Raw genomic sequence first — 12,971 nt, forward strand, 5'->3', positions numbered from 1 at the left:
ATGTCTCCTCGATCCTATAAAGGGTGCTCATCGCTCCCAATAGGGAACAGGGCCGTAAAGTTCCGCCAGAAAGTCGATGAAGACGCGCACTTTCGCCGGCAGGAACTGCCGGCTGGGATAAACGGCCGAGAGCGTCACATTGTGCGAGCCTTCATAGGCCGGCAGCACCTGAACGAGGCAGCCGTCCCGCAATTCCGGCCCGATATCCCAGGTGGAACGCAGCGCAATGCCGAGGCCGGCAATGACGGCTTCGCGCACGACCTCGCTGGAATTGGTGATGAGCCTGCCTTCGGGGCGGAAGATCAGGCTGCCTTTCGGTCCCTCCAGCCGCCACGGATCGAGATTGTGCGCAGGTAGGCAGATATGCCGGCGCAGATCGTCGATATCCTCGGGCATGCCATGGGCCTCGATATAGGCAGGGGAGGCGCAAAGCACGCGGCGCACCGGCGCGAGCCTGCGCGCGACGAGACTGGAATCCGTGAGCTCGGCAATGCGGATGGCAAGATCGAAGCCGCCGCCGACGATATCGACGAATTCGTCGCTGAGCACCAGATTGAGCGCCAGTTCGGGATGGGCCTGCATGAAGGATTTCAGATGCGGTGCGATGTGCATCCGGCCGAAGGATGTCGGAGCGGAGATTTTCAGGGTGCCGTGCATCTGCGAAGAGCGCCCGGCAATATAGGCTTCCGCTTCTTCCAGCCCGGCAAGAATGGCAAGCACCCGATCGTAGAAACCCTGACCCGCTTCCGTCAGCGAAATCTGCCGCGTGGTGCGCTGCAGAAGCCGCGTGCCGAGCCTGTCTTCCAGGCGCTTGATGCGCTTGGAAATGACGGCGGGCGAGAAACCGAGCGCGCGGCCGGTCAAGGACATGCTGCCGGTCGCCACGACACTCGCAAAGATTTCGAGATCCCCTAAATTGGTCATGCAGAATTATTTCCTGTTTTGGAATAAGTGCTTATCATTTGCTCCAAACTTGGGAAAGCGCTAAGCCTGTAATGCGCTAAAAGGGGCTGTGTCCGTAATGGGATGCAGAAGGAGGACGGCATGGCCGAGGCCATTTCATTTCTGGAGCCGCGTGCGGATGTTCTGGCCCGCCGCAGCGCGATCGTTGCCGACCTCGCGGATCTTCTCGCGCCGGAATGCCTGATCCACGAGCAGCGCGAGCTCGTGCCCTTCGAAACCGATGCGTTCGTGTCCTATCGCCGCCTGCCGCTCGCCGTCGCCTTGCCACGCTCGACGGCGGAAGTGGCGGCCGTCATGAAATATTGTCACCGCTACGGAATTCCCGTCGTGCCGCGTGGTGCCGGCACATCGCTCTCCGGCGGCGCGATACCGCAGGAGGATGCCGTCGTCCTCGGCCTCTCCAAGATGAACCGCATCCTCGATATCGATTATGCCAATCGCACCGCGACGGTACAGGCAGGGGTGACGAACCTGCACGTCTCCGAAAGCGTCTCGGCCGACGGCTTCTTCTATGCGCCCGACCCGAGCTCGCAGCTCGCCTGCACCATCGGCGGCAATATCGGCATGAATTCCGGCGGCGCCCACTGTCTGAAATACGGCGTCACGACGAACAATCTGCTCGGCGTCAAGCTGGTGTTGACCGACGGCACCGTCATCGATCTCGGCGGCAAGGCGCTGGATGCGGCCGGCTACGATCTGCTCGGCCTTGTCTGCGGTTCCGAAGGCCAGCTCGGCATTGTCACAGAGGCGACGGTGCGGCTCATCGCCAAGCCGGAAGGCGCCCGGCCGGTGCTCTTCGGCTTCGACAGTTCCGAGGAGGCCGGCGCATGTGTCGCCGATGTCATCGCCGCCGGCATCGTGCCCGTCGCGATCGAGTTCATGGACAAGCCGGCAATCGAAATCTGCGAAGCCTTCGCCAAAGCCGGTTATCCGCTTGATGTTGAGGCTCTCTTGATCGTCGAGGTGGAGGGCTCCGAGGCGGAGATGGACGATATGCTTGCCAGCATCGTCGCCATTGCCCGCACCCACAAGGTCAAGACCGTGCGCGAATGCCAGTCGGCAACCGAGGCGGCGTTGATCTGGAAAGGCCGGAAATCCGCCTTCGGTGCCACCGGCCGCATTGCCGACTATATCTGCATGGACGGCACCGTGCCGCTCAGCCAGCTCTCTTATGTACTCAAGAAGACAAGCGAGATCGTCGACGGCTACGGTCTGCGCGTCGCCAATGTTTTCCACGCTGGCGATGGCAACATGCATCCGCTGATCCTCTTCAATGCCAATGACCCCGATGAGGCAGCCAAGGCGGAAGCGGCTGGCAACGATATCCTGCGGCTCTGCGTCGATGCCGGCGGTTGCCTCACCGGCGAGCATGGTGTGGGCATCGAGAAGCGCGACCTGATGCGCCACCAATATGCCGATGTCGATCTCGCCCAGATGATGTCGGTCCGCGCGGCCTTCGATCCCGGCTGGATCCTCAATCCTTCCAAGGTCTTCCCGCTCGACGGACGCAACGCTGCATGACCGTATTTCATCCCAGGACCGAGGAGGAAGCCGCCTCGATTATCGGCGATCATACGGCACGCGGCGCGGCTTTGGCGATCGTCGGTGGCGATACGCGATCCGGCTTCGGCAATGCGGTCGCGTCCGAAGCGGTGCTCTCGTCACGTAGCCTGACTGGCATCGTCGCCTACAATCCTGGTGAGATGGTAATGACGGCCCGTGCCGGCACCCCGGCCGCGGAGATCGAGGCCGCTCTTGCCGAGGCCGGCCAGATGATGGCCTTCGAGCCCATGGATCACAGGCCACTGATGGCGACCGAAGGCGAGCCGACGATCGGCGGCATTTTCGCGGCCAATGTCTCCGGGCCGCGCCGTTTCGTCAGCGGTGCCGCGCGCGACAGCCTGCTCGGCGTCCGCTTCGTCAATGGCAAGGGTGAGATCGTCAAGGCCGGCGGGAGGGTGATGAAGAATGTCACCGGCCTCGATCTCGTCAAGCTGATGGCCGGTTCGCACGGCACGCTCGGCCTTCTGACCGAAGTGACGTTCCGCGTGCCGCCAAAGGCGAAGACGGAGGAAACGATCGTCCTCTCCGGCCTCAACGATGCGGAAGCCGCCAATGCCATGGCCGCGGCCATGGCTCTGCCGCTCGAGGTATCGGGTGCCGCCCATCTGCCGCTGAGCGTAGCCTGGTCCTTTCTCGACGGCAAGCTGCCGCAAGGGGAAGCGACCGTGCTGCGCATTGAGGGTCTTCCGGGCTCCGTCTCGGTCCGGAGTGAAAAGCTTGCGGCTGCCATGGGCCGGCTCGGATCGGTGAAGCGCCTTGCAGAAGACGACAGCCGCAGGCTCTGGCGCGAGATCCGCGATGTAAAGCCCTATGCGGATGGTACGACGCGCCCCGTTTGGCGTGTGTCCGTGGCACCCAGCATCGGCCACCAGCTCGTCGCGGCACTTCGCCTGGAAGAGGGCGTGGATGCCTATTATGACTGGCAGGGTGGTCTTGTCTGGATGCGCATGGAAGCAGAACCCGAAGGCGATATGCTCAGGCGCTACATTCATGCTTTAGGCGGTGGGCATGCCACCTTGATGCGCGCCACCCCGGCCCACCGCGCGACGACAGCTTCGTTCCAGCCGCAGCCCGAAGCGGTGGCGCTGCTTTCGGCGCGCGTGAAGGAAAAATTCGATCCGGCGGGGATTTTCAATCCGGGGAAGATGGGGTGATGCGGATGGAGTCTTTGGCTGGTGACCCCCTCACCCTAACCCTCTCCCCGCGGGGGAGAGGGGATGACCCAGCGTTGCGTTGCCTTTCGATGGTCGGGTTCGAAAGTGGAGGGTCATGGCGCCCTTACGCCCTTCTCCCCTTGGGGAGAAGGTGCCCGACAGGGCGGATGAGGGGGCTTTGGGTGACGCCGCGCGCAACACTCTCTCTTTCGGTGAGAAAGTAGGGGAGTCCGATGCAAACCAATTTCACGCCCGAACAGCTTGCCGATCCGCATGTGGCCGAATCCGAGGCGATCCTGCGCAAATGCGTGCATTGCGGCTTCTGCACCGCCACCTGTCCGACCTACGTGACGCTCGGCAATGAGCTCGACAGCCCGCGCGGCCGCATCTATCTCATCAAGGACATGCTGGAAAACGGCCGGCCGGCCGATGCCGAAGTGGTGACGCATATCGACCGCTGCCTTTCCTGCCTTGCCTGCACCACGACCTGCCCCTCCGGCGTCGATTACATGCACCTGATCGATCATGCGCGCGTCCATGTCGAGAATACCTACAAACGTCCGCTGATGGACCGGCTGACCCGCAATGTGCTGGCCGCTGTTTTGCCCTATCCCCGCCGCTTCCGGCTGGCCCTGCAGCTGGCGAATTTCGGCCGACCGTTCAAGGGGCTGTTGAAGCGCGTTCCAGCATTGAAGGCTTTCGCCGCCATGCTCGATCTTGCGCCGCGCAGCATCCCGGCGCCATCTACCTTTGCCAAGCCCGCCCGCTACGAACCGCAGGCTGAACGGCGCGGTCGTGTGGCGATCCTGACCGGCTGCGCCCAGCCGGTGCTCGATCCCGAAATCAACGCAGCCACCATCCGCCTGCTGACGCGCCTCGGTGTCGAGGTCGTCGTGCCGGAGGGGGAAGTGTGCTGCGGTTCGCTGGTTCATCACATGGGCCGCGAGGAACAGGCGCTCGCCGCCGCCCGCGCCAATGTCGATGTGTGGCTGCGCGAGATCGAGGCCGGAGGGCTTGATGCCATCATCGTCACCGCCTCAGGCTGCGGCACGACGATCAAGGATTATGGTCATATGCTGCGCCTCGATCCGGCCTATGCAGACAAGGCGGCAAGGGTCTCGGCGCTTGCCAAGGACGTCACGGAATATCTCGCAAGTCTCGACCTTCCGTCACATATGCCGCGCGGCATCGCGGTCGCCTATCATTCCGCCTGCTCTATGCAGCATGGGCAGAAGATCACAATGGCGCCGAAGCTGCTTTTGAAGGCGGCCGGCTTCACGGTGCGCGACCCGGCGGAGGGACATCTTTGTTGCGGCTCGGCCGGCACCTACAACATCATGCAGCCGGAAATTTCGGCCGAGCTGAAGGCACGCAAGGTCAGGAACATCGAAGCGACGAAAGCCGATATCATCGCAACGGGCAACATCGGCTGCATCACCCAGATCGCCACCGGAACCGGCATTCCCATCCTGCATACGGTGGAATTGCTGGATTGGGCCTATGGCGGGGAGATGCCGGCGAAACTGAAGGGCCTGCAGCCGGCGGCGGCTTAGAGCAATTCCAGGAAAAGTGCAGAGCTATTTTCCGTCCGGAATTGCGTACTAATGCAGCTTGTCCGGCGTGGGCAGGCGATGAGCCTGCCATTCGACCTCGAACCGGTCGGCGGCAATCTGCGTCATGCTGATGCGATCCTGCCCTTCCTCGAAGAAGAGGCCATCCACCAGGCCGGCGATGCCGTCATAGAACGAGCCTTCCACAAGGCTGGTGAGCCGCGGCCTCTCACGGCCAAATGCAGCATAGTCAGCAACCGACATACAATGCCGGCGGCCGTCCGCGAACACGTCGATCAGTCGCGGAACATCGCCGGCGACATCGACTTCATAATAAACGATGACTGGCTCCTCGCTTTCCGGATGGATCCAGTCACATCGGTAGTAGAAAAAGCTCATGGCTGAAACATAGCACAAGATCCCCCAAGCCTGAACCGGCTTGAGGGATCGATTGCGACTTCAGCCTGGGCAACGTCAGAAGTTGAACGAAACGCCGAAGTTGAGGGCGTGCGTAAAGACCCGGGTCTTCAGCGTGTCGCCGCTATCGATAGAGACGTTGTTCACGAAGTTGTAGTTGCCCTTGTATTCGACAAAGGTCGACCAGTGTTTGGCGAACTGGTAGCTGACGCCCGCCTGCGCCTGCAGCGAAGCGCCGCCGAACTGGTAGTCGAAAGTCGTACCGGAAGCGCGCGTGACTTCGACATGCGGCACGTTGATGCCGGCGCCGAGGCCGACATAGGGCGTCCAGTTGCGGGTAGGGTCCTGGAAGCGATAGAGCGCGTTCAGCGTCAACATGTTCAGGCCGTCGGTGAACTCGAAATGAGACCAGCCGGGCGTATTACCGAGATCGCCGTAGACCTTCGCATGGGTATAATCGAGCGACACGCCCCAGTTCGGCTTGTCGAACTGGTCAAGCCACCAGATGCCGCGGAAGCCGAAATAGGGCGGCATCTTGAAGGATTTGCCCGACCAGTTCGGGTCGAAATCGGCGCCGTCCGACGTGGTCACATTGCTGCCCGTCGCGCCCTGGATGCCGCCATATGCGGAGAATTGCATCTCTGCCGAGGCAGAGCTTGCGGCAAATATGAATGCGGAAGTTGCAAGCGCGGCGAATGCCGGCTGCTTGATGCGAAATGCACGATGCATATGAAATCCCCGAATGCCAAAGTGCCGCCATCTAAACGCGCTTCCATGACACTTCTATTGCAGTCATGGGTAGGCAAGTACGGCTTAGGCGGGAAAACTGACGTCAAACTGAAGGCGACGCGCCGTTTTTCAGCGGTGCAGCGTGATAAGTTTCAGGCTGTAACACCGGCGCAACAGTGTCTCCATCCGCGCCTGCGTGCAATAGGCTATTGCAAGTGATACGGGCGTCCTTCCGTGGCGTGAGTGATGCCATGCCAGGAAGGGACGCCCGTTATCTTGATGCCTGATTCGGGCGGAGTCTATCAGCCGCCGAACAGGGTTCTCAGCACATCGACGCCGCGATCCTGGTAGCTGACCTCGCCCTGCTTGTTGCCGGGACCCACGACGATGACCTTCGTGCCGACCGGAACGCGATCGTAGAGATCGATCACGTCCTTGTTCATCATGCGGATGCAGCCGGAAGACATATTGAGGCCGATGCTCCATGGCTGGTTGGTGCCGTGGATGCGGAAGGCAGTGTCGTTGCCGTTGCGATAGAGATACATGGCGCGCGCGCCGAGCGGATTGTCCTCGCCGCCTTCCTGATAGGCCGGCAGCTTGTGGCCTTTCTTGGCTTCGCGAACGATCATTTCGGGCGGCGGAGTCCAGCCGGGCCATTCCGCCTTGCGGCCGACCTTGACAACGCCCGACCAGCCGAAGCCGTCGCGGCCGACGCCGATGCCGTAGCGTCTTGCGCGATTATTGCCTTCGACGAGGTAGAGATACTTGTTGTTGGTGTCGACGATGACTGTGCCCGGCTCCTCGTTCGTTGCCAGCCGCACCATGCGCCGCTGGAACTGCGGCTTCACCTGGCCCTGCGGTTCCATCGCCACTTTGATTACGTCGGTGCGCGTGAGCGACGTCGCAATGGGTGCTGAAGCGGTGAAGGCTGCTGCGTTCGATGCTGCAAGAAGACACGCCGCAACGACACCTGTCGTCACGATCGACAATGCTGCTTTCATAATGGCATTTCCCTCGTTGAATTCGCTAGGAAACTACCGGAACCGACGAAGGGATCAAGATCAAAATGCCCGATGAGGAGAATGGCCAGGAAGAACCGGCCTCTCTTCTATCACGGTTCAGACTATAGTCTGAACTATAGTGAAGGGCTTTCCGGTGCGGCGAATACTGCCCCTTCGATGGGATAGTATCGCCGCACAGGTCCCCGTAGTTCAAGATTACATGACAGTGACGCGGGTGCCGACCTTGACGCGGTTGTAGAGGTCGATGACATCCTCGTTGCGCAGGCGGATGCAGCCGGAGGAGACGGCGCTGCCGATCGTCCAGGGCGCGTTGGTGCCATGGATGCGATAGAGGGTGGAGCCGAGATACATGGCGCGGGCGCCGAGCGGATTGCCTTCACCGCCTTCCATATGCGCTGGCAGATAATGGCCCTTGGCTGCTTCGCGGGAGATCATTTCGGCCGGCGGCGTCCAGTCCGGCCATTCCTGCTTGCGGGTCACGGTGTGGGCGCCGGCCCATTCGAAGCCCGGCTTGCCGACGCCGACGCCATAGCGCCGCGCCTTGCCGCCATCCATCACCAGATAAAGGAAGCGGTTGTTGGTATCGATAACGATGCTGCCGGGCTTTTCCTTCGTCTGATAGTCGACGATCTGCGGCAGGAACTGCGGATCGATCTGGCCACGGATTGCCGGATATTGCGGACGGGCCATGGCGACCTGCTGCACGGCGGGACGTGCAAACAGCCCGCGCGGCTGCACGACCTGGCGCACCTGCGGATTGGCCTGCTGCTCCATTCGGGGATCGGCGGCGCGCCGCGCCATCGGGCGGGGATAGACGACCGGCTGCACGTTGCCGCCGCCAAGCTGCATCACCCAGGGGGCGGTCAGATCGGGACTGACGATGACGGGCGGGCGCGACTGATAGCGATCGTCGGCAAAGGCGGTGGAGGCAAGCAGGCTTAGAGCGCCCGCGGTAAACAGGACGGCATGTTTCATCATCGGACAAACTCTCTACACATGGGCCGAAGATGGGCGCGAAAGCACCCGGTCGAAACCATGGTGCCACTTGCACGCGAGCGAATGGTAAACATCTATTCATCAAAATGCCGCGAAGCCGATAAAGCTTTGTCAGGGTTACCGCTTGGTTTGGAAAGATGGTTTGCAAGTGGTAAATCATGAATCGGAATGCGCAGTCGTCGAAGTCAGTCTATGAATTTAAGCGTTTGATTGATCTCAATTTATCCGATAGTGGCTTACCGGCTCCCGGTAGCGCGTGCTGAAATAGGGGACGAAACGCGAAAATGGCCGAAACAGGCATTATCACCGGCGAAGATGGCAAGGACCGCTGCTTCTGGCACGGCAATCTGCCGGAATATCAGCGCTATCACGACGAGGAATGGGGTCGGCCTGTTGTCAATGACATCAGGCTCTTCGAGAAGATCTGCCTCGAAGGCTTCCAGTCAGGCCTGTCCTGGCTGACGATACTGCGCAAGCGCGAGAATTTTCGCGCCGCTTTTGCGGGCTTCGATTTCGAGAAAGTCGCCAAGTTTGGCGAGGCGGATATCGAGCGCTGTCTCGCCGATGCCGGCATCATCCGTCATCGCGGCAAGATCGTTTCCACCATCAACAATGCTCGCCGCGCCATTGAGATGCGCGACGAATTCGGTTCGCTCGCCCGCTATTTCTGGAGCCATGAGCCGACCGCCGCCGAGCGCCCGGAGATCTTTGACCTTGCCCATCTGCGCGCCAATCCGACGACGGCGGCTTCGGTGCGGATTTCGAAGGATCTGAAGAAACGCGGCTGGACCTTTGTCGGCCCGACCACAGTTTATGCCTTCATGCAGGCCATGGGCCTGGTCAACGACCATATCGAGGGCTGCTATTGCCGGAAAGAGGTGGAGGCGATGCGCTGCGCATTGGTGCGGCCGTGAGAGCTGTGCTTCTTTGTCTTTCGCTGACGATGGTTGCGCTGTTCAACGCCGCAGTGGCCCATGCGCAAAGCAATACCCAGCAACAGCAGCTGCCGCAGCTCGACCGTGGCGAAAAGCTTGAAAAGATCGCCCTGCCGGCTGTCCTCGAGAGGCTGACGGGCTGGACGAAATTCGGCAAGGGCAAGGTGTACATGCTGCCGCTGAAGAAGGGCCAGCATGTGCGGATCACCTTCAGCTCGAAAAGCAAATATGCCTATATGGCAATCTTCGACCTCTCGTCGAGCGAGGATGAATCCTTCTTCGGCACGGATGAAGACGGCAACACCGCCGACGTCACCGTCAATGAGGATACGACCTGGCTGATCAAGCCCTATTATTCGCGCGTCACGCGCCGGCGCGGTCTCGGTGCGCCATACGAGATCCTCATCGACCCCAATCCGCCGGCCGCGCAGCAGGCGCCGGCTGATCAGCAGAAGGATCAGGGACCGATGCTGTTTCCGCCGCGTTCGAAGCAGGGACAGTGAGGGTTACTGCAACGCTTCGATCACGCCATGCAATTCGCCGAGATGGCCGATCTTGCGGAAACGTGGTGCGTCGGTCGGTTCCTCGACATGCTCGAACGACCATGTAAGTTCGTGGGGCACGAAGACACCGTAGCTGCCGGCAGCAAGCGCCGGCACGATGTCCGATTTCAGCGAATTGCCGATCATCATCGCCCGTTCCGGCCCGTCGCCCACCTTGGAAAAGATGCGGCGATAGGTCGACGCGTTCTTGTCCGAAACGATCTCGACCGCATCGAAGAGGTCGCCGAGTCCGGATTGCGCAAGCTTGCGCTCCTGATCGAAGAGATCCCCCTTGGTGATCAGCACCAACAGATACTTTCCCGAGAGGGCCTCCAGCGTTTGACGCACATGCGGCAATGTCTCGACGGGGTGGGCGAGGAGATCGCGGCCGATATCGAGGATCTGGGCGATGACGGTCGATGGCACTTCGCCTTCCGTGATCTCGATGGCCGTTTCGATCATCGAGAGGGTGAAACCTTTGATGCCGAAGCCGTAGTGACGAAGATTGCGCTTTTCCGCCTCCAGCAGGCGCGCGGAAATGACATCGCTTGCGGCGTGATCGGCGAGTAGCTCGGTAAACTGCAGTTCCGTCAGCCGATAGAATTGTTCGTTCTGCCAGAGCGTGTCATCGGCGTCGAAGCCGATTGTCGTGAGGGGACGTTGCGTCATCGGTCTATCCGTTCTGCGCATGATATAATCCGCGCCCGGTCGGACGCAAGAGCAAGCGTCGGTCACCGCATCGTGATCGGTCCGAGGTCTCGCGTTGAAATCGGTTTCCGGTGCATTATGTCCTTGTTGTCTCGATCGCCGCGGAGCCAGAGTCCGGCCTCGACGACTGTCTTATGACCTCCCAGGGCAGCGCCGACAGCGGCTGCCGTGCCGAGGCCAATCTATAGCGAAAAGATAAGCGTTCACCGGCCGGAAGAGTCTTCCGGCTGACCACAAGGGAATTTCTCCTATGCGTTACAACCAACTCGGCAATACCGGCCTTTTCGTCTCCGAACTCTGCCTGGGCACGATGACCTTCGGTGAAGCAAATCCCAACACGCCCTGGGGCTCGATCGCAGATGTCGACCAGGCGCTGGCCGATAAGATCGTCGAAGGCTCGCTCGCCGCCGGCGTCAACTTCATCGACACCGCCGACGTCTATTCCTTCGGCAATTCCGAAAAGCTGCTCGGCCAGGCCCTGAAGAACCTCGGCGTTCCCCGCAAGGATGTCGTCATCGCCACCAAGGTCTATGGCGTCATGGGTGACAAGCCCAACGATCGCGGCGCCTCGCGCGGCCATATCATGGACTCGGTGCAGGCCAGCCTGGATCGTCTCCAAACCGATCATATCGATCTCTATCAGATCCACGGCACGGATATCGTGACACCGATCGACGAGACGCTGCGGGCGCTGGACGATCTCGTTTCGCGCGGTCTGGTACGCTATGTCGGCGTCTCCAACTGGCAGGCCTGGCGCATCGCGAAGGCGCTCGGCATTTCCGAGCGCCGCGGTTTCGCCCGCTTTGAAACCGTGCAGGCCTATTATTCCATCGCCGGCCGCGATCTGGAGCGCGAAATCGTGCCTGTCATGGCTGAGGAAAAGCTCGGGCTCATGGTCTGGTCGCCGTTGGCCGGCGGCCTGCTCTCGGGCAAGTATGGTCCGGACGCCCCGGGCAACGGCGAAGGACGGCGCGCGAGCTTCGATTTCCCGCCCGTCGACAGGGACCGCGCCTGGGCTTGCGTCGCCGCCATGCGCGAAGTGGCCGAGAAGCACGGTGCAAGCGTCGCCACGGTGGCACTTGCCTGGATCCTGGCGAAGCCCTTCGTCACGAGCATCATCATCGGCGCCAAGCGTCTCGATCAGCTCGATCAGAATCTGGCGGCCGTCAAGCTGAAGCTCGATGCCGACGATATGGCCAAGCTCGATGACGTCAGCGCGCTTGCGCCCGAATATCCCGGCTGGATGCTGGCCCGTCAGGGCGCCCAGCGCGTGCCGCAGCCCTTCGAGCCGAAGGCCTGATATCATGCAAAGCCGGGCCGCAGCTTTTCGCGGCGGCCCGGCTCCACGTCAAAGCTCGATCACGATCTTGCCGAAGGGGCCGCGATCGAGATGATCGAAGGCGGCCGGTACCTCGCCGAGTCCATAACGATGGTCGATGACCGGCTCCAGGCCGATGCTGTCGACCGCGAGCACGAAGTCTTCAAGCGAGCGGCGATGACCGACGCCGATGCCCTGTACCGTGGGGGACTTCAGCAGCAGCGGTGCCACCGGACCGGAGATGTCGAAGCCCTCGAGGACCCCGATAACGGAAATCCGGCCATGCGGCGCAACCGCCTTCAGCGACTGACCGAGGTTCGGCCCGCCGGCGATTTCGATGATATGATCGATACCCCGATCGTTGGTGAGGCGATAGACCTCTTCCACCCAATCGGCTTTGTTGCGGTCGATGCCGTGACGAGCGCCCAAAGCCTTGGCCCGCTCGAGCTTTTCCGGTCCAGAGGAGGTTACGAAGACCTCGGCACCCTGGGCCGCGGCGATCTGCAGGCCAAACAGCGCCACGCCGCCCGTACCCTGCACCAATACGCTATCACCGGGCTTGATCTTGCCGCGCTCCACCAGCGCGAACCAGGCCGTAAGGCCGGCGCAGGGCAAGGTGCTTGCCTCGGCATAATCGAGGCTCTTGGGTGCCGATACGAACCAACCCTCCGGCATGGCGATATATTCGGAGAGCACGCCGGGATAGAAGCCGCCAAGCGTCTTGTAGGGCGGTGTACGGGCATCGCCGAGCGGCTTGCCGTCGATCCAGCCGGGGTGGAAGGTTGAAATGATCCGATCGCCGACAGAGAATCTGGTTACGTCGTCTCCCACCGCTTCGACGACGCCCGCCATATCGGAGGCCGGCACGAAGGGAAACTGGAGCGGCAGGCCCATGCCGGTTTCGCGCACGAGCTTGTCGCGATAGTTCAGCGAAACGGCTTTGACCCGCACCAGCACTTCGCCGCGCGCGGGCTTGGGTACTGCCGTTTCCGTGAGGTTCAAGGGAGCGCCGACGGCAATCGTATCGAGAGTCCAGCGCTTCATGGTCTTCGTCATCATGATCTCCTGAGAGAA

Annotated in this window: 13 protein-coding genes; 6 read left to right on the forward strand and 7 right to left on the reverse strand. The window is 61.4% G+C overall.

The genetic code is table 11. The annotated features are described in order from the left end of the window. Window positions 1–27 precede the first annotated feature (27 nt). The gene (locus I8E17_RS01860; RefSeq protein ID WP_069612372.1) at window positions 28–924 is read right to left on the reverse strand and encodes a LysR family transcriptional regulator; all 897 of its coding nucleotides are present in this window, start codon (window positions 922–924) and stop codon (window positions 28–30) included. 120 nt (window positions 925–1,044) lie between these two features. On the opposite strand from I8E17_RS01860, the gene I8E17_RS01865 reads away from it, so the two are divergent. The 3 genes from I8E17_RS01865 (at window position 1,045) to glcF (ending at window position 5,233) form a co-directional block, all read left to right on the forward strand. Continuing rightward, window positions 1,045–2,484: an FAD-linked oxidase C-terminal domain-containing protein gene (locus I8E17_RS01865; protein ID WP_069612373.1), complete on the forward strand. Its 1,440-nt coding sequence runs from the start codon at window positions 1,045–1,047 to the stop codon at window positions 2,482–2,484. Beyond that, the gene (locus tag I8E17_RS01870; RefSeq protein WP_113367237.1) at window positions 2,481–3,680 is read left to right on the forward strand and encodes an FAD-binding protein; all 1,200 of its coding nucleotides are present in this window, start codon (window positions 2,481–2,483) and stop codon (window positions 3,678–3,680) included. Before I8E17_RS01865 ends, I8E17_RS01870 begins: the two co-directional genes overlap by 4 nt. Before the next feature lie 233 nt (window positions 3,681–3,913). Next, window positions 3,914–5,233, forward strand: a complete 1,320-nt coding sequence (glcF, locus tag I8E17_RS01875; RefSeq protein ID WP_069612375.1) for a glycolate oxidase subunit GlcF — start codon at window positions 3,914–3,916, stop codon at window positions 5,231–5,233. A 48-nt stretch (window positions 5,234–5,281) separates the two neighbouring features. On the opposite strand, the gene I8E17_RS01880 is transcribed toward glcF, so the two are convergent. From I8E17_RS01880 to I8E17_RS01895, 4 genes are all read right to left on the reverse strand, one after another. Further along, a complete protein-coding gene (locus tag I8E17_RS01880) occupies window positions 5,282–5,629 on the reverse strand; it encodes a hypothetical protein (RefSeq protein WP_069612376.1) in 348 nt (115 codons plus the stop codon). A gap of 75 nt (window positions 5,630–5,704) precedes the next feature. Next, window positions 5,705–6,376 (reverse strand): porin family protein, encoded by a 672-nt coding sequence (locus tag I8E17_RS01885; protein ID WP_069612377.1) that lies wholly within the window; start codon window positions 6,374–6,376, stop codon window positions 5,705–5,707. A gap of 302 nt (window positions 6,377–6,678) precedes the next feature. Further along, window positions 6,679–7,377 carry a L,D-transpeptidase gene (locus tag I8E17_RS01890; protein ID WP_069612378.1) on the reverse strand — a complete coding sequence of 233 codons (699 nt, stop codon included), beginning with the start codon at window positions 7,375–7,377 and terminating at the stop codon, window positions 6,679–6,681. Window positions 7,378–7,593: 216 nt separating this feature from the next. Next, window positions 7,594–8,376 (reverse strand): L,D-transpeptidase, encoded by a 783-nt coding sequence (locus tag I8E17_RS01895; RefSeq protein WP_069612379.1) that lies wholly within the window; start codon window positions 8,374–8,376, stop codon window positions 7,594–7,596. Window positions 8,377–8,678: 302 nt separating this feature from the next. Here I8E17_RS01895 and I8E17_RS01900 point away from each other — a divergent pair, with 302 nt between their 5' ends. Further along, on the forward strand, window positions 8,679–9,308 hold the full coding sequence (locus I8E17_RS01900; protein WP_069612380.1) for a DNA-3-methyladenine glycosylase I: 630 nt from the start codon (window positions 8,679–8,681) through the stop codon (window positions 9,306–9,308). A gap of 29 nt (window positions 9,309–9,337) precedes the next feature. After that, entirely contained in the window at window positions 9,338–9,832 is a 495-nt protein-coding gene (locus I8E17_RS01905; RefSeq protein WP_173002507.1) for a hypothetical protein, read from the forward strand. Window positions 9,833–9,835: 3 nt separating this feature from the next. Here I8E17_RS01905 and I8E17_RS01910 read toward each other — a convergent pair whose 3' ends face one another. After that, window positions 9,836–10,540 (reverse strand): HAD family hydrolase, encoded by a 705-nt coding sequence (locus I8E17_RS01910; RefSeq protein ID WP_015338919.1) that lies wholly within the window; start codon window positions 10,538–10,540, stop codon window positions 9,836–9,838. Between the two features lie 289 nt (window positions 10,541–10,829). Here I8E17_RS01910 and I8E17_RS01915 point away from each other — a divergent pair, with 289 nt between their 5' ends. Then, window positions 10,830–11,879: an aldo/keto reductase gene (locus I8E17_RS01915; RefSeq protein WP_069612382.1), complete on the forward strand. Its 1,050-nt coding sequence runs from the start codon at window positions 10,830–10,832 to the stop codon at window positions 11,877–11,879. A gap of 48 nt (window positions 11,880–11,927) precedes the next feature. On the opposite strand, the gene I8E17_RS01920 is transcribed toward I8E17_RS01915, so the two are convergent. Beyond that, the gene (locus I8E17_RS01920) at window positions 11,928–12,953 is read right to left on the reverse strand and encodes an NAD(P)-dependent alcohol dehydrogenase (RefSeq protein ID WP_069612383.1); all 1,026 of its coding nucleotides are present in this window, start codon (window positions 12,951–12,953) and stop codon (window positions 11,928–11,930) included. Window positions 12,954–12,971 lie beyond the last annotated feature (18 nt).

Source organism: Rhizobium sp. AB2/73 (genome assembly GCF_020871915.1).
GTDB lineage: Bacteria > Pseudomonadota > Alphaproteobacteria > Rhizobiales > Rhizobiaceae > Rhizobium > Rhizobium dioscoreae.

Coding starts and splice junctions, on each gene's coding strand:
- I8E17_RS01895 (WP_069612379.1), bottom strand. CDS start 8,376: ATGATGAAACATGCCGTCCTGTTTACCGCGGGCGCTCTAAGCCTGCTT.
- I8E17_RS01865 (WP_069612373.1), top strand. CDS start 1,045: ATGGCCGAGGCCATTTCATTTCTGGAGCCGCGTGCGGATGTTCTGGCC.
- I8E17_RS01880 (WP_069612376.1), bottom strand. CDS start 5,629: ATGAGCTTTTTCTACTACCGATGTGACTGGATCCATCCGGAAAGCGAG.
- I8E17_RS01915 (WP_069612382.1), top strand. CDS start 10,830: ATGCGTTACAACCAACTCGGCAATACCGGCCTTTTCGTCTCCGAACTC.
- I8E17_RS01920 (WP_069612383.1), bottom strand. CDS start 12,953: ATGACGAAGACCATGAAGCGCTGGACTCTCGATACGATTGCCGTCGGC.
- I8E17_RS01860 (WP_069612372.1), bottom strand. CDS start 924: ATGACCAATTTAGGGGATCTCGAAATCTTTGCGAGTGTCGTGGCGACC.
- I8E17_RS01885 (WP_069612377.1), bottom strand. CDS start 6,376: ATGCATCGTGCATTTCGCATCAAGCAGCCGGCATTCGCCGCGCTTGCA.
- I8E17_RS01870 (WP_113367237.1), top strand. CDS start 2,481: ATGACCGTATTTCATCCCAGGACCGAGGAGGAAGCCGCCTCGATTATC.
- I8E17_RS01905 (WP_173002507.1), top strand. CDS start 9,338: ATGGTTGCGCTGTTCAACGCCGCAGTGGCCCATGCGCAAAGCAATACC.
- glcF (WP_069612375.1), top strand. CDS start 3,914: ATGCAAACCAATTTCACGCCCGAACAGCTTGCCGATCCGCATGTGGCC.
- I8E17_RS01890 (WP_069612378.1), bottom strand. CDS start 7,377: ATGAAAGCAGCATTGTCGATCGTGACGACAGGTGTCGTTGCGGCGTGT.
- I8E17_RS01900 (WP_069612380.1), top strand. CDS start 8,679: ATGGCCGAAACAGGCATTATCACCGGCGAAGATGGCAAGGACCGCTGC.
- I8E17_RS01910 (WP_015338919.1), bottom strand. CDS start 10,540: ATGACGCAACGTCCCCTCACGACAATCGGCTTCGACGCCGATGACACG.